Annotated in this window: 18 protein-coding genes; 15 read left to right on the top strand and 3 right to left on the bottom strand. The window is 61.7% G+C overall.

The features are described 5' to 3' along the window. Window positions 1-76: 76 nt before the first annotated feature. The 14 genes from KVT38_RS16350 (at window position 77) to KVT38_RS16285 (ending at window position 11,453) form a co-directional block, all read left to right on the top strand. The gene (locus KVT38_RS16350; RefSeq protein ID WP_217594801.1) at window positions 77-643 is read left to right on the top strand and encodes a hypothetical protein; all 567 of its coding nucleotides are present in this window, start codon (window positions 77-79) and stop codon (window positions 641-643) included. A 10-nt stretch (window positions 644-653) separates the two neighbouring features. Then, the gene (gene cysK / locus KVT38_RS16345) at window positions 654-1,574 is read left to right on the top strand and encodes a cysteine synthase A (RefSeq protein WP_217594800.1); all 921 of its coding nucleotides are present in this window, start codon (window positions 654-656) and stop codon (window positions 1,572-1,574) included. A gap of 655 nt (window positions 1,575-2,229) precedes the next feature. Continuing rightward, window positions 2,230-2,454 carry a hypothetical protein gene (locus tag KVT38_RS16340; RefSeq protein ID WP_217594799.1) on the top strand — a complete coding sequence of 75 codons (225 nt, stop codon included), beginning with the start codon at window positions 2,230-2,232 and terminating at the stop codon, window positions 2,452-2,454. 30 nt (window positions 2,455-2,484) lie between these two features. Further along, on the top strand, window positions 2,485-2,853 hold the full coding sequence (locus KVT38_RS16335; protein ID WP_217594798.1) for a spore coat protein: 369 nt from the start codon (window positions 2,485-2,487) through the stop codon (window positions 2,851-2,853). Window positions 2,854-3,001: 148 nt separating this feature from the next. Continuing rightward, window positions 3,002-3,493: an Lrp/AsnC family transcriptional regulator gene (locus KVT38_RS16330; RefSeq protein ID WP_217594797.1), complete on the top strand. Its 492-nt coding sequence runs from the start codon at window positions 3,002-3,004 to the stop codon at window positions 3,491-3,493. Between the two features lie 41 nt (window positions 3,494-3,534). Beyond that, entirely contained in the window at window positions 3,535-4,746 is a 1,212-nt protein-coding gene (locus tag KVT38_RS16325) for an aminotransferase class I/II-fold pyridoxal phosphate-dependent enzyme (protein WP_217594796.1), read from the top strand. 94 nt (window positions 4,747-4,840) lie between these two features. Then, window positions 4,841-5,101 carry an aspartyl-phosphate phosphatase Spo0E family protein gene (locus tag KVT38_RS16320; RefSeq protein ID WP_254639271.1) on the top strand — a complete coding sequence of 87 codons (261 nt, stop codon included), beginning with the start codon at window positions 4,841-4,843 and terminating at the stop codon, window positions 5,099-5,101. A 126-nt stretch (window positions 5,102-5,227) separates the two neighbouring features. Next, complete coding sequence (locus KVT38_RS16315; protein WP_217594795.1) at window positions 5,228-5,833, top strand: bifunctional adenosylcobinamide kinase/adenosylcobinamide-phosphate guanylyltransferase; 606 nt, start codon at window positions 5,228-5,230, stop codon at window positions 5,831-5,833. Window positions 5,834-5,849: 16 nt separating this feature from the next. Continuing rightward, window positions 5,850-6,476: a cob(I)yrinic acid a,c-diamide adenosyltransferase gene (locus tag KVT38_RS16310; RefSeq protein WP_217594794.1), complete on the top strand. Its 627-nt coding sequence runs from the start codon at window positions 5,850-5,852 to the stop codon at window positions 6,474-6,476. 5 nt (window positions 6,477-6,481) lie between these two features. Then, window positions 6,482-7,462 carry an RluA family pseudouridine synthase gene (locus KVT38_RS16305; protein WP_217594793.1) on the top strand — a complete coding sequence of 327 codons (981 nt, stop codon included), beginning with the start codon at window positions 6,482-6,484 and terminating at the stop codon, window positions 7,460-7,462. Between the two features lie 33 nt (window positions 7,463-7,495). Next, window positions 7,496-7,861 carry a Spx/MgsR family RNA polymerase-binding regulatory protein gene (locus KVT38_RS16300; protein ID WP_217594792.1) on the top strand — a complete coding sequence of 122 codons (366 nt, stop codon included), beginning with the start codon at window positions 7,496-7,498 and terminating at the stop codon, window positions 7,859-7,861. Continuing rightward, window positions 7,851-9,131, top strand: a complete 1,281-nt coding sequence (locus KVT38_RS16295) for a site-2 protease family protein (RefSeq protein WP_254639280.1) — start codon at window positions 7,851-7,853, stop codon at window positions 9,129-9,131. The genes KVT38_RS16300 and KVT38_RS16295 overlap by 11 nt, the downstream gene beginning before the upstream one ends. A gap of 42 nt (window positions 9,132-9,173) precedes the next feature. Further along, window positions 9,174-10,361, top strand: a complete 1,188-nt coding sequence (locus tag KVT38_RS16290) for an aminotransferase class I/II-fold pyridoxal phosphate-dependent enzyme (RefSeq protein WP_217594790.1) — start codon at window positions 9,174-9,176, stop codon at window positions 10,359-10,361. A 105-nt stretch (window positions 10,362-10,466) separates the two neighbouring features. Beyond that, complete coding sequence (locus KVT38_RS16285; RefSeq protein WP_217594789.1) at window positions 10,467-11,453, top strand: 5'-3' exonuclease; 987 nt, start codon at window positions 10,467-10,469, stop codon at window positions 11,451-11,453. Between the two features lie 419 nt (window positions 11,454-11,872). On the opposite strand, the gene KVT38_RS16280 is transcribed toward KVT38_RS16285, so the two are convergent. The 3 genes from KVT38_RS16280 to KVT38_RS16270 all read right to left on the bottom strand — a co-directional run bounded on the left by KVT38_RS16280 (window position 11,873) and on the right by KVT38_RS16270 (window position 13,652). Then, entirely contained in the window at window positions 11,873-12,136 is a 264-nt protein-coding gene (locus KVT38_RS16280; protein ID WP_217594788.1) for a hypothetical protein, read from the bottom strand. An 84-nt stretch (window positions 12,137-12,220) separates the two neighbouring features. After that, entirely contained in the window at window positions 12,221-12,517 is a 297-nt protein-coding gene (locus KVT38_RS16275; protein ID WP_217594787.1) for a DUF3055 domain-containing protein, read from the bottom strand. Between the two features lie 13 nt (window positions 12,518-12,530). Further along, window positions 12,531-13,652 (bottom strand): nitric oxide synthase oxygenase, encoded by a 1,122-nt coding sequence (locus tag KVT38_RS16270; RefSeq protein WP_217594786.1) that lies wholly within the window; start codon window positions 13,650-13,652, stop codon window positions 12,531-12,533. A 288-nt stretch (window positions 13,653-13,940) separates the two neighbouring features. Between KVT38_RS16270 and KVT38_RS16265 the strand changes: the two genes are divergently transcribed. Continuing rightward, window positions 13,941-14,945 carry an HRDC domain-containing protein gene (locus KVT38_RS16265; protein WP_217594785.1) on the top strand — a complete coding sequence of 335 codons (1,005 nt, stop codon included), beginning with the start codon at window positions 13,941-13,943 and terminating at the stop codon, window positions 14,943-14,945. Window positions 14,946-15,057 lie beyond the last annotated feature (112 nt).

The following is a 15,057-nucleotide window of genomic DNA, read 5'->3' as shown; positions in this document are numbered from 1 at the left end:
ATGGGGAACGCTGTTCGCGCTTGCGGCCCTTTTCTTTATTCTTGGCATCGTCTATATGGTGAGGGAGGGTTAAGCTTTGGCTGCCAACGTGATTATATGCCCCTGGTGTCAATCGGAAATTATACAGGAGCCGGGGGAAGAGCCGGACAAGTACTGCCCCGTATGCGACAACGAGCTAAGCGGCTACCGCACGCTCCGCTTCGGTCTCGGCGACGAGGAGCCTGCGGAGGACGAGGAAGAATCGGACGACGACGCGCTTTACGGACGCCGCGGAATCGGGGACCTGCCGGAAAACCTGGAAGGGCTCGACCTGGACCGTGACGACGACCTGCGCGGCAAGGACGAAGCGCTGCTCAGGTACGAGGACACGGTCGAAGCCATTCTTGACGAGCAGGAATTCGTGCCGGAATGCCCGCAATGCCGGGAATACATGGTTGAGACGGGGACACAGGTCGTACAGTCCGCCTCCTTCGCGTCCAAGCGGCCGGAGCGGCTGCGCGGCGGGGCGATTCTCGAGGCGCCTTTCTCGATGACGCTGTATATGTGCCCTTCGTGCTTTACGATGTCGTACGCGCTGTCCGAGGAGGATCGCACCCGCATCGGAGAGCGTCTGAGCCAGGAAGCCGAAGCTGACCGAAAGTGAGATCGTCCACATGAAAAAGCTGGTGTATCAAAGCGTAACGGAAATGATCGGCGATACGCCGGCCGTAAGGTTGAATCGTCTGCCAGGCCCGGGCGACGCGGAGGTGCTCGTCAAGCTTGAGCGCTTCAATCCGAGCGGCAGCGTCAAGGACCGGGCGGCAAGCGCGCTGATCGAGGACGCCGAAGCGAGAGGCCTGATCGGGCCGGGATCGCTCATCGTCGAGCCGACGAGCGGCAATACAGGCATCGGCCTCGCGATGAACGCGGCGGCCAGAGGCTACCGGCTCATTCTCGTCATGCCGGACAATATGTCCAAAGAGCGCATCGACTTGCTGAAGGCATACGGTGCCGAAGTCGTGCTGACGCCGGCGTCCCAGCGTATGCCGGGAGCGATTCGGGAAGCGCGGTCGATCGCGGCCGCCACGCCGGGGAGCTTTATGCCCAACCAGTTCGACAACGCCGCCAATCCCGACGTCCACCGGCGGACGACGGCGCTCGAGATTATGGAGCAAACAGGCGGCCGGCTCGACGCGTTCGTGGCTACGGCGGGCACTGGAGGGACGATTACCGGCACGGGGGAGACGCTGAAGGAAAAGCTGCCGAACCTTTACGTGGCCGTCGTGGAGCCCGCCGGCTCGCCCGTGCTGTCGGGCGGCGTGCCCGGTCCGCACAAGCTCGTCGGCACGAGCCCCGGCTTCATACCGTCCATCCTGAACACGGACGTCTACGACGAGATCGTACAGGTGGCGGACGAAGACGCGATACGGACGATGAAGCGGCTGGCGCGCGAGGAAGGGATATTGGCGGGACCCTCGTCCGGCGCCTCCGTATGGGCCGCGCTCCAGCTGGCCCGCAAGCTCGGCGTCGGCAAGCGCGTGCTCTGCATCGCGCCGGATACGGGCGAGCGGTATTTGTCGATGGATTTGTTTTAAAATTCGCCTCGAGAGCCGCGCACTCCAAAGTGAAGATCGTTTATGCCGTGCCGACGGCTGCGGTGCGACCTTTAACGAGCTGTCCCCATCTCATGAAATGACGGGGCGGCTTTTTTGCTTTTTGGCTGCTTCTCGACTTGCTAAACCGCGCTCAGGTGCGTGGAGTGCGGGCTTGTGCGGGGAGTGTGCAAGAGAATAACGCAAATTTGAGCTATGTAGAGTTCCGCGTGTGTGGTGGGCAAGCTGTCGGGGGACATGTGCACGAGAATAGCGCAGACTTGAGCTAAATTGAGTTCCGCGTGCGTGGCGGGCGAGCTGTCGAGGGATGTGTGTGCGAGAATAACGCAAATTTGAGCTATACAGAGTTCCGCTTGAGTGCCGGACGAGCTATCGGGGGCCTCTGTGTGGTGCCGTGGTCCCGCTTAAGCAGCGCTGAACAACGCCTCGCCAAGCCGAAAGTGGCTCCATATCGAGCTTAATCGTGCCGAATGGCGTCGAGAGTCCGCTATGAGATTCCGTACCGAGCCTGTTCGTACCCGCCGCGCGATCTCGCTGTTTTCGAGCATACTTCCGTACAATGTCGCCGCATCGCGGATAAGCGTCTAACGTTGGCCGCATACTATGTCCCGATTGTCCAATTACAGGAGGGATCGTCATGCTTCAACCGATCAGCGGCAAGGAGCTCGAGTACATCGCGGACTCGATGTCCAACGAGAATCTGCTGCTCAAGCAGTGCGCGGCCGCTTCCGCGTCGTGCTCGAACCAGCAGATCAAGCAGGTGCTCGATCATCAGGCGCAGGTGCACGCGCAGCATTATCAGACGCTGCTGTCGCTGCTGCAGCAGCACCAGCCGCTCGCTCCGACGCAGCCCCAGGCCTAGTATCGCATTCGAGAGAAGGAGGAAACTTTTATGGCGCCAGCTAATCAATTTTTGCCCGACGAGGATTTGGCTTATACCGTGCTCGCGGATCTGAAGCGGGTGACGCGCGAATACGCGACGGCGGCCACCGAATCGGCATGCCCGGCGGTCCGCCAGCAATTTACGCAGCTGCTGAACGTGACGCTGCAAATGCAGGGCGAGCTGTTCACCGCGATGCAGTCGGCCCAAATGTATCCCGCGCCTTCGCCGGCGCTGCGGCAAGCGATCGACAAGTCCCTGAAGTCGTATCAGGACACGCAGACGAAAACGCAGCAATTCGTGCAGCAAACGAATCAAAGCGCGATTCCGGCCTGGCAGCAGCTCCAGCAAAGCGCCTCGCCGCAAATGCAGCAACACTGAGCTTAAAGCGCCCGGCTTTCAGCCGCGCCACCACCTCCCGCGGAAGGCAGTTTCCGGCGGGAGGTTTTTTGTAGACGGACGACATTGAAATTTCTTTTCACGGGGCCTGTATTTGATGTAATATGAAAGTTATTCAGGAGGGATCCCCATGAACGAATTTAAGCTGAAGATTCTGGATCTGCTCAAGGAAGACGCGAGATTGTCCGCTTCGACCATCGCTACGATGCTTGGGGCGGACGAAGCCGAAGTGTCTGCCGCCATCGCGGAGATGGAGCGGGACCATGTAATCGTGAAGTACGCAACGGTCGTCAATTGGAGCAAGGTCGACGACGAGAAGGTGACGGCGCTCATTCAGGTCGAATGCACGCCGGAGCGCGGTCGCGGGTTCGAGAGCATCGCGGAGCGCATCTACCTGTATCCCGAAGTGAAGTCGGTATATCTCATGTCCGGCGCATACGACCTGCAGGTGGAGATCGAAGGCAAGACGCTGAAGGAAGTCGCTTCGTTCGTCTCCAACAAGCTGTCGACCATCGAATCCGTCATTGCGACCAAGACCTTTTTTATTCTCAAAAAATATAAACAGGACGGCATCATCTTCGAGGAGTTCGAGGACGATCAACGCCTGCTCGTCTCTCCTTGACGCGATAAGGGAGCGAGTATTTCGAAAAGGACGGTTGTCCAATGATTACGAACCAACAGACGCGCGGCAAAAATTCTACGGGCGGAATGGATCGCTATTTGTCCGCCGGCGCGCGCGCCATCCCGCCGTCCGGCATCCGCAGGTTTTTCGATCTGGTCAGCGCCAGCAAGGACGGCAGCATCATCTCGCTGGGCGTTGGCGAGCCCGACTTCGTGACGCCCTGGCACATTCGCGACGCCGCGGTCTATTCGCTTGAAAAAGGCAAGACGCAGTACACGTCCAACGCGGGCATGCTGGAGCTGCGCGAAGAGATCGCCGCCTACTTGAACAAGCAGTTCAACATGCAGTACGAGCCAGGCAGCGAGGTGCTCGTGACGATCGGCGGCAGCGAGGCGATCGACCTGGCGATCCGGGCGCTCGTCGAGCCCGGGGACGAGGTGCTGATCCCCGAGCCCTGCTACGTTCCGTACAATCCGATCACGTCGCTTGGCGGCGGCGTTGCCGTCGGCATCGAGACGTTCGCCAAGGACGGCTTCCGGCTGACGGAGGAGAGCCTGCGCGCCGCGATCACGCCGCGCTCCAAGCTGCTGATCCTCTCGTATCCGAGCAATCCGACCGGCGCAATCATGAGCTACGAGGACATGCTGCCGATCGCGAAGCTCGTCGAGGAGCACGACCTGATCGTCGTCTCCGACGAGATTTACGCCGAGCTCACTTACGGCTCGAAGCACGTCAGCTTCGCTTCCTTGCCCGGCATGAAGGATCGCACGATTCTGGTGAGCGGCTTCTCCAAGGCGTTCGCCATGACGGGCTGGCGCATGGGCTACGCTTGCGGCCATCCCGAATTGATCGGCGCGATGCTGAAGATTCACCAGTATACGGTCATGTGCGCCCCGATCATGGGCCAGATCGCCGCGCTCGAGGCGCTGAAGAACGGCATGGACGAAATGTACCGCATGGTCGAATCGTACAACCAGAGACGGAGGCTTGTCGTTCAGGGCTTCCGGGAGATCGGTCTGGATTGCCATGAGCCGCAAGGCGCGTTTTACGTATTTCCGTCGATCGCGTCGACCGGCCTTTCGTCCGAGGAGTTTTCCATGCGGCTCGTGCGGGACGCGAAGGTCGCGGCCGTGCCCGGACACGTTTTCGGCAACGGTGGAGAAGGGTTTATCCGGTGCTCCTACGCGTCCTCCGTCGCCCAGTTGACCGAGGCGCTCGAGCGGATCGGGCAGTTCGTGCAGCAGCTAAAATAGGCAAATTGGAAAAAGGATGTTATTTTTTCTAAAGTTCTGCTATAATTACCCTTGTTTTGCAGACTTGCCCGTAGCTGCGGAGAGGGGGAAAACGATGGCGACAGCAAGCGATCATTCTATGGATTCGGGTCAGCCCGCGAATTGGGCGTCGGCCAGGAATGTCTACAGTGAAGTCGGCGCGCCTCCCTCTTATAACGACCGAAGCCTCATCGAAGAAATCGATCAGCTCAGGCGCCGCATGACGGAAACTTTCCTGCGGGAGGACTCCTTCACCGCGGAGCCCGTCATGGAGATCAGCCGCATGCTTGACGTGAAGATCAACGAATATATGAGACTCAGCTATCATGCCCGTTAAGTCCGGAGCTTCGCTCCGGGCTTTTTATTTTGAAGCCGGCCTGCACGGGCTCGCCGTTTTTTCAAGTCACCCCGCGATTGTGCTATAGTTATGCTAGATATTTTTGCGCCTGGGAGGTGACGGGATATGCTCCTGTTGGTAACCGGCGGCACAGGTTCGGGCAAGTCCGCGTACGCCAGGCGATTGGCGGAGTCGCTGGGCCGGGAGGCGATCGGCTTCACATGTCCCGCCTGGCCGTTGCCAGGCGACCGTCGGACTGACGATGCGATCGCCGCGTCCGACGCGCCTGCCGCCAGTGCGCTTGCCGATGCGAAGCACGCTCCGGGACGCCGCGGATTCGCGTGGACGCAGCTGCCGGCGGATGGCGCCTGCGCGCAGGCGCTCATGCGCGTCAATCTGGACTCGAACCCGTATCGGGCCGAGCGAAGGGCGCTGGTGCTTGACAGTCTGTCGGGCTGGCTCCGGCATCGGGTGCTGGCGGCCCTTCCCGGCGAACGGGACGAGGGACAGGCTGCGGCCGCGACGAACGAGCTGCTCGGCGCACTGCTTGAATTCGAGGGCATCGTCATCGTCGTCACGGAAGAGGCTGCGGCCGGGCTGGTCCCGGATCCGCGCGAGCGAACCTATATGAAGCTGCTGGCCGAGTCCAACCGGCGATTGGCCGCGGCATCGCATACGATCTACCGTCTGTCGTTCGGATTCGCCGAGGCGATCCGGGGCGAACGAATCTGACCGGGAGGACAGGGCAATGAAGCTGTATACAAGAACCGGCGACAAAGGGACGACCACGGTCATCGGCGGCAAAGTGAACAAGGACGATGCGAGGGTGGAGGCGTTCGGGACGATTGACGAGCTGAACGCGTTCGTCGGACAAGCCGCGGCGACCGCGAAGGCGGAGAAGGAAGCGGGCGCCGCGACCGGAGAAAGGCAAGACATCCGCGCTTTCGAAGCCCGGCTACTCGAGGAACTTACGGTTATCCAGCACGAGCTGTTCGACTGCGGCTCGGACCTTTCCTATGCCGCGCCGGAGCCGGGGCAGCTCAAGGTCGCATCCGCGATGGCCGAGCGGCTTGAGGCGTGGATCGATCGCCATGAAGCGGGCAATCCGCCGATCGCGAGATTTATATTGCCCGGCGGGACGGCGACGGCCGCGGCGCTGCATGTCTGCCGCACCGTATGCCGCCGGGCGGAGCGCGCGGTCGTGACGCTGGCGGCCACGGGCAAGCCATGTCCGCCCGAAGTCGCGAAGTATTTGAACCGGCTGTCGGACTACTTTTTTGCGGCGGCACGCGCGGCGAACGCCAAAGCGGGCGTGCAGGACGTCGAATATGAACGGGGCGCGGCTGTTTTTGGCCGCATCGGCAAGGAGCTATAGCATCGATGGAATGGGAACGCACGGAAGGGTATTACAAACCGCTCGTCCACGTCGCGGACGAGCGGGACGAAGGCCGCATGCTGCGCGACGTGCTGCGGAGCAGGATCGGCATTTCGCGGCGGCTGTGGACGAAGCTGAAGGCGTCCGAGGAAGGCGTGACCGTCAACGGGAACGCGGTGTTTTCCAGTTTTATATTAACGGCGGGCGACATCGTGGCGCTGCGTATGGCGGAGGAATCGTCGGACGACATTTTGCCGCAGCCGATGGCGCTCGATATCGTCCACGAGGACGACGACCTGCTCGTGCTCAACAAGCCTGCGGGCGTTATCGTCCACCCGACGACCGGCCACTATGCGAACACGCTGGCAAACGGCGTCGTGCACTATTGGCGCGAGCGGGGCGAGCGCTGCCGCTTCCGCCCGGTCAACCGGCTCGACGAGGATACGTCCGGCCTCGTCATCGTCGCCAAGCACCCGTACGCGCAGCAGCAGCTGTCTGCGCAGATGACGGCGGGCACGGTGCTCAAGCAGTACCGCGCATACGCCTACGGCCGTCCGCCAGCGGACGCGGGCGAGGTGAACGCGCCGATCGGCCGCGTGCCCGAGGACCCGCACAGGCGGGCCGTCCGGGAGGACGGTCAGCCGTCGCTGACGTATTATTCGTTGTCCGAGGCGTTTCCTTGCGGTGCAAGCGCGCTCGACATCCGGCTCGGCACGGGACGGACGCACCAGATCCGCGTACATATGGGCGCGATCGGGTGCCCGCTTGTCGGAGACGCCTACTACGCCGACCCGGCCTGGACCGGCACGCAGCTTGCCGCCGCGCTCTCCGGCGCGATCGGCAGGCAGGCGCTGCATGCGGCGCAGCTGGCGTTCCGCCATCCGGTGACGGGCGCCGAGACGCAGCTGGAGGCGCCGCTGCCCGCGGATTTGCGAGACCTTGAGCGCGTGTTGCGGGAGCTCCCGCCGGGCCTGGACGCGCTTTGAGCATGCATTTATCGAATCTGGAGGAACGCAGCAATGGCTAAAAAATTGACCGTCTACCAATATCCGTCCTGCGACACCTGCCGCAAAGCGATCAAGACGCTGCAGGGCGAGGGACATGAACTGAAGCTTATCCATATCAAGGAGTCTCCGCCGTCTGTGGACGAGCTTCGCAAGCTGGTCGCGGACAGCGGCCTTCCGATCGGCAAGTGGTTTAATACGGCCGGCGACGCCTACCGGTCGCTTGGGCTGAAGGACCGCATGGCGCAGCTGTCCGACGACGAGAAGCTGGCGCTGCTCGCCGGCAACGGCATGCTGATCAAGCGCCCGGTCGTCTCCGACGGACAAAAGGCGACCGTAGGCTACCGCGAAGAGGAGCTGAAGCGTGCCTATGGCGAATGACGGCCGGGAGCATGAAGAGCAGCTGGACGATCGGAGGCTTGCGGACGGCGGACGGGAAAGGCTGACGGATGCGGGCGACGGGACGGGCTCTAACCTGCCTCAAGCCAATCCGCCCGGTCCCGACCTGCCGACCCCGAAGCCGATCGACCCGAACGCGCCGCCCGTTCCGCCGACGCATGGCGACGAGGAGCGGGCCGACGCCCCGGAAGAGGGCAGCCGGCGCAAAGGGGGCGGCGGATCGTGGGCGGCGATCGGCGCGGTGATCGCCTTTTTGCTGGGCAAGGGAAAGGCGGCGCTGCTGCTGTTCCTGAAGTTCGGCAAGCCGCTCATCTCGATGGCGATCACGGTCGGCGCGTACGCCATTATTTATCCATGGTCGTTCGCGATCGGCTTCGTGGCGCTCATCTTCGTTCACGAGATGGGACATGTATGGGTCGCGAAGCGTAAAGGACTGCCCGTAACGGCGCCGCTGTTCATTCCTTTTCTCGGGGCGGCGATCATGATGAAGCGCAATCCGAAGGACGCGGCGACCGAGGCGGATATCGCACTGGGGGGACCGTATTTAGGTACGGCCGCGGCGTTCGTCTGTTACGGCATCGGCGTCTATACGGACAGCGCCGTCTGGCATATGCTGGCTTACGTCGGCTTTTTCCTCAACTTGTTTAATCTCGTGCCGATCCGCCCGCTGGACGGCGGCAGGATCGCATCGGCCGTGAATCGCTGGATCTGGCTCGCGGGCGTGGTGATCGGACCGTTTATCATCTGGTATACGCATAGCGTTATTTTTATTCTGATCTGGGTCTGGTTCCTGTTCTCTACCTACAGGCAGTTCAAGGTGAAGCGCGGCGAAGGGCCGGTGCACATCGCCGAAGGCGTATATCAGGCCAAGGCCGACCCGAATCTGCCGGATTGGTACTACCGGGGCTCCAATCATTTGAGGGAGCTGCCTTACACGGCCTATTGCAAACTTGACGGGCAGCATATGGTCGAGTTCGAGTGGGAGGCGCTGTCGTTCAAGGGCGAGCTGCCGATCGATCAGGCGATCCTCATCCGTCGCGTTTACGCCTATCAGATCGAAGGGCCGGACGATGCGCAGAACCTCACCCTTAAGGTTCGAGTCGAGGGCAACGTGTACGAGCCGGACAATTACTACGAGGTGAAGAGCCGCGACAGATGGCGGATCGGAAGCTTGTACGTCGGCCTCATCGTTTTATTGGTGTATATGATGTGGGTTATTCAAGAAGCGGGCTGGACGAACCCGGCGCAATAACGCGGACGGGTCGTGCGCGAATGGGAAGGAAGCTGCAAAACGATGAATCGGCAGTCTTGGAGATCGGACCGGCTGGACCGACTGGGTTCGGCAATATTTTCGGAGGTGGCCGGCTGGAAGGCCGCGGCCCGTTCGGCGGGGCTGGACGTCATTCAGCTCGATATCGGCAGCCCGGACAGGCCGCCCGCGATGGGGATACGCGAGCGGCTGGCTGCAGCCAGCCTGCGGCCCGAGCTGTACCGTTATCCGGGCACCGACGGCAGTCCCGTTTTTCGCCTGAAGGTTGCGGAGTGGTTCAAGCACCGGTTTCGCGTCGAGCTGGACCCCGAGCGGGAGGTGCTCTCGCTAATGGGGACACAGGACGGTCTCGCCCATCTGGCGCTGGCTGTGACGAATCCCGGCGATGCGGCGCTGCTGCCGGACCCGGGCTATCCCGTCTATCAGGCGGGGCTGGCGGTCGCCGGGGTAGAGACCGTGCCGCTGCCGCTGACGGCGGAGCGCGGCTACCTGCCCGACTTCGACGCCGTCCCGGACGTTGTCTGGGACAAGGTCAAGTTCATGCTCCTCAGCTATCCGAGCAATCCGACGGCCGCGGTCGCGGACCTGTCGTTCTTCGAGGAAGCCGTCGCCGTCGCGAAGCGGCGCGGCGTGCTGCTCGTGCACGACAACGCCTACAGCGAGATGGCGTACGACGGCTTCAAGCCGCCGAGCGTGCTGGAGGTGCCGGGGGCGAAGGAGATCGCGATCGAGTTTCACTCGCTGTCCAAGTCGTTCCATCTGGCCGGCGCGCGCATCGGCTTCGCGGTCGGCAATCCCGAGGCGCTGGACAGTCTTCGGGCGCTGAAGAACAATATCGACTTCGGCGTATTTCTCGCCGTGCAGGAAGCGGCCGTCGAAGCGCTCGAGCTGGATATGAACGCGCCGGACCCCGTCGCGCCCGAATACGAGCGGCGCCGGGATGCCTTCGTCTCGGCGATGGTCGAGGCGGGCTGGCCGATCCCGGCGCCCCGCGGCTCGATGTTCGCTTGGGCGCCCGTGCCGGCGGGCTGGAGCTCGCGCGCGCTCGCGAAGGCGATGCTGGCGCATGCCGGCGTAGCGGTCATCCCCGGCAACACGTTCGGCGCGCTCGGCGAAGGCTATGTGCGCTTCGCGCTCGTCGAGCCGGAGGAGCGGCTGCGCGAGGCGGCGGCGCGCATCGGCCGCTTTTTGCGCGAGCATGCGCCGTCGTGAAGCTGTCGCTTCCAGGGCGCCGGCTGGATTAAAAAGGGAGCGGGCCCAATCCGCGCGTTATGCTATAATAGGACGATAGTTTATAGCGCGAGGGTGATTTTAAAGATGAACCGCAACGATCATAGAGTGCTGCTGGTCGACGGCATGGCGATATTGTTCAGAGCCTATTTCGCGACCGCTTACAGCGGATACATCCGCAAGACGAAGGCCGGGCTGCCGACCAACGCGGTCCACGGCTTCGTCCAATATTTTTTCGACGCGATCAAGACGTTCCGTCCGACGCACGTCGTCTGCTGCTGGGACATGGGAAGCTCGACGTTCAGGACGGAGCAGTTCGGCGCCTACAAGGGCAACCGTCCGGAGCCGCCGCTCGAGCTCATTCCGCAGTTCGACCTCGTCAAGGAAGTTGTCGCGGAGATGGGCGTGCTGAACGTGGGCATGCGCGGCTTCGAGGCGGACGACTGCATCGGCACGCTGGCTACGGCGCTCAGCGTGGATGCCGAGGTGTACGTGCTGACCGGGGATCATGACCTGCTGCAGCTCGTCTCGGACCGGGTGAAGGTCGTCATCATGAAAAAAGGCAAGCTGAATTACGCCGTGTACGACCTGGAGACGCTGATGAGCGAAAGGCAGCTGACGCCCGAGCAGATCGTCGACCTGAAGGCGTTCATGGGGGATACGAGCGACAATTACCCCGGCGTGCCGGGCATCGGCGAGAAGACGGCGCACAAGCTGCTGCTCGAATACCGGTCGGTCGAGGGTGTGCTCGACAATCTCGACAAACTGGCCAAAGGCGTTCGCGCCAAGATCGAAGCGAATCTGGAGCTGCTGCATCTGTCGCGCGAGCTGGCGAAGATTCGTCTGGACGCGCCGATCGCGTGCACGCTGGATGAATGCGTGCTTGAGATCAGGCATGAAGCGGCGACCCGCAAGTTCGAGGAGCTCGAGTTCGGCGGCTTGTATAAGCTGCTGAGCGCTGCCGAATGGCTCGGCCGAGCCGAGGTTGCCGCAGCGGCGGAAGATCCGTTTGCGGAGCCGGAAGTTTTGCAGGCGGAGATTGTGTTCGACGAAGCGGACGCGAAGCTAGTATAGGGGAAGTATGGAACGCCGGAAGTAGCAGTTTAAGGCATGTCAAGCGGAGGGAACCGGACTCAGGAGACTTTATTTCGTAAAAAACGGTCCCATTGCGATCGTTGCGGACTGGACTGACGTTATTAACCGAGATCAAGGCTAAAAAAGGCCGGCAATCCCGCAATAGCGGCCCCTGAGTCCGCGAGCAGGCCGCGAATCGCGATAGGAGCAAGAATAACGGCTCCTCGGTCCATCGGCTACGAGCTAGTGCAAAAACAAGAGTTAAGCAGACGTCTTTTCGTGCCGCAGCGTTATTTCAGCTTCTGAATGGTGCTGCCCGCGTGGAAAGTGCCGCACAGCCTGACATGCTCGTTATGCGGTAAGGTAAAGAGCGCCTGAAAAGGGATTCTTTTCAAGCGCTCTTTTTGATCAATAGGTCGTCATCGGTCTTCGTCCGTATCGATCAGCGGATCTTCGCCCGGATATACGCGCGGCAGGTCCTCGTGGAGCTCGATATTTTCGTAGCCGAAATGCGTGTCCTGGTCGATCCGCCACGGCTTCGTGCGTCCCAGCTTCAGGTTCGTGACCAGGCTGGCGCCGTAAGGGCCTTCCGGAAATTCCTCGAGGAACAGGTCGTTGCGGCCCGACTCAACCGTGCTCAGATCTGTATCAGGGCGGCGTTCTTCGGAAAGGAAGCGGGACATGCGAAGGCCCTCCTTTTAATAAGGATGGGCCTATTGTGCGTCGCAAAAGAGCGATTCATGCATGACAAAGCGTACCAAGCCGCTTCAGTCCGTAAAGTGAACCTCGCCCAGCACGAGCACCAAAAACTGCGACAGCTCGGCCGCCGCTTCTTCTTCCAGACGGAATACGGCCGCGATGACGCCATCTTCCTCGAGATCGTCGCTGGCAAGCACGCCGCTGCGGCCGGACTGCATGTCGATGACGAGCTTTTTGCCGTAAAAACGGTTGGTCGTCACGATCGCCAGGTCGAATCGGTTTAATCCCGGACTTACGAAGGTGACGAAGCGCGTGCTCGTTTGCTCCGTGCTGTCCGAGAGAAAGTCGAAGTCCTTCAGTTCCATGATGGCGCTCCTTTCAGTTCGTTTGTGCGTAGGGCGGATGCTGATGAATGAATTGCGGACTTACGATGCGATCCTCATAACTCTTGTGGAACACGGAGGTCGCGGATGGGGACAGCGGCGGGATCAGCCAGGACCAGCGGCCGGTGACCGCTCTGCCGGCTTTTTCTTCGTTGCGTTCGAAAACGCTGAATTGTTGGGCGGCCGTATGATGATCGACGATTGTGACGCCGGCGCGGCGGTAGGAATGAAGCACCGCGGCGTTGAGCTCGACCAGCGCACGGTCTTTCCAGAGCGTCGCGTTCGACGACGTGTCGAGGCCGAGATTGGCCGCAACGAGTGGCAGCAGGTTGTATCGGGCTTCGTCGCCCAGGTTGCGCGAGCCGATCTCCGTGCCCATATACCAGCCGTTGAAGGGTGCCGCAGGGTATCGGATGCCGCCGATCTCGAGCAGCATGTCGGAAATGACAGGAACGGCGTACCATTTGGCGGGGAAGCCGGCGAACAGGTCGTGCTCCGGATGCGTCAAAGGAACTTCGAGCGCGTGCGTCCGCGGGAGCTCGAACAGCCGCGGGGGCTTTCTGCCGTGCTGAATCACGAGCGGGAGCAGATCGAACGGCGTGCCTTCGCCGCGCCAGCCCAGCCGCTCGCAGACGCGGGTGAACCCGACCGAGGCGGGTTCGCCCACGATGCCTGTCGCCTTTTCATAGCCTGCGTATCTCAGCAGTTGGTGATTCCATATTCGAAAAGTATCGGCGCCCTCTCCCGCCTGCGGCAGGATCGTGATCGCGGGACGGATCTCTCCGCCGTTGGTGGCGAATGCCAGGTGACGCAGCAGCGCTTCGAAAACGTCCTCCTCCGAAGCCGCTTTGCGCACGTCGAACACATGCATCCGGTTCCAGAACAGCCGGCCGATGCATCGGTTCGCATTGCGCCACGCCATCTTCGCGCCGTGGGTCAGCTCCTCGGGCGTATGCGTATAAGCGCCAGTCTCCGCAATCTCCGCAAGCACCTCCTGACGTCTGGCGAGAGCGGCGGCAGGCTCCATCCCGGTCTCCTGCGCGAAGCGCAGCAGGAAGAGCTCGGCTTCGGTTTGCAGCGATTGTATGCCTATATCGGCTGAAGTCGTAACGTGCATCGACGTCCGCTCTCCTTTGCGGCCATGACGGCCCATCTATTGAAATTACCTTAACATATCGATTGCAGCCCGGCAAAAGACGATCCTGTGAATATCGTTGTCGCAGCCTCTTGTCAAAATGCCCTGTTTTTGGTACGCTGAAGTAGAACAGGTCGAACGGACGAGGAAGCACCTCCAACGCCAAGCGCGGGACGAGGTGCTTCTTTTTTGTCGCCTTTTTTCTCCCTTGGACGGCTTGTTATCCCGGCGCCGGCGGATGCCGGACCCATTACAAGGAGGACGAAGGCTATGAAGATCGTATTTCTGAATCGGCTCGAGCAAGGCACCGGCTACCCGGCGGGGCGCGAAGGACAAGTATTCATCGGGGAAGAGCAGGGCAATTGGACCGCGGGCTGGCAAGAGACGGCCGAGAGCGGAGCGACGGAGCGGACGATCTGGTATGAGGGCACGAGTTGGGAGGAGCTGCTGTCGTCGTTCCGTCATGGCGTCGCCGGCAGGATGAAGGAGGGGTACCGTCCGATGCTGGACGGCATGCTGGAGGATACGCCGTTCTGGGAGCGCAAGCCGCAGCTGCAGACGCTCCTTCAGTGCTATGCGGACGGTCGGCCGGCTTCGGAGGAGATCGTCGAATCGCTTCGCGTCTGGCGAAGAACGAAGGCGGCCGAGGAGAAGCGCCCGGCGTATATGATCGCGACCAACCGCGAGCTTCACGGCTTGGCCGTGTTTCTGCCGCATAGCCAGGCCGAGCTGCAGCAGGTGCCAGGCTTCGGCAAGCTCAAGGCGGAGCGGTACGGCGCGGAGCTGGTCGCGATGCTGGCCAAGACGGAGCGCAGCCATGCGTTCCCGCTCGACTGGGTGTCGGCCGCGGTTACTTCCGAACAATACGCTTCCTGGATGTTCGCCCAACGGGAGGACCGCTACGGCAAGAGCCTGTCGCTCATTCAGGAGAAGCGCAAGCTGCTGGCGGGCATTCGCGAGGGCAGCACGCTCGCGGAGCTGGCCGAGCGCATGCAGTGCGCGCGCAGGGAGCTGATCGCGAGGATCGAACAGCTCGACGACGAAGGCTACGATGTGCTGCCGCTGATCGACCAGGAGCTTGCGGCCGTGCCCGAGCAGGAGAAGGAAGTGGCCTTGGGCGCCATGAACGAGCTGGGCGACCGGTTTCTCAAGCCGCTGCAGCAGCGGGTATACGGGACCCAGGCGGGTTCAGAATATGCCGAGACCGAGCGACAGTACGAGAAGCTGCGCATGCTTCGCATAACGTTCCGTAGAAGCAGGAAGATCGCCATTTAAGGTGGAATTCGGCCATAAACCCGCGTTCATGGCTATAAAGCGCCCTTTTGCAGCCGAACCGGACATGATATGATGCCAAGGATATTGAATCGGCACGTATGCGGGTTCGGCA

It is taken from the genome of Cohnella sp. GbtcB17, assembly GCF_019091135.1.
Lineage (GTDB): Bacteria > Bacillota > Bacilli > Paenibacillales > Paenibacillaceae > Cohnella.
The sequence above is the reverse complement of the archived record's forward strand: the minus strand, read 5'-3'. Positions and strand labels throughout refer to the sequence as shown.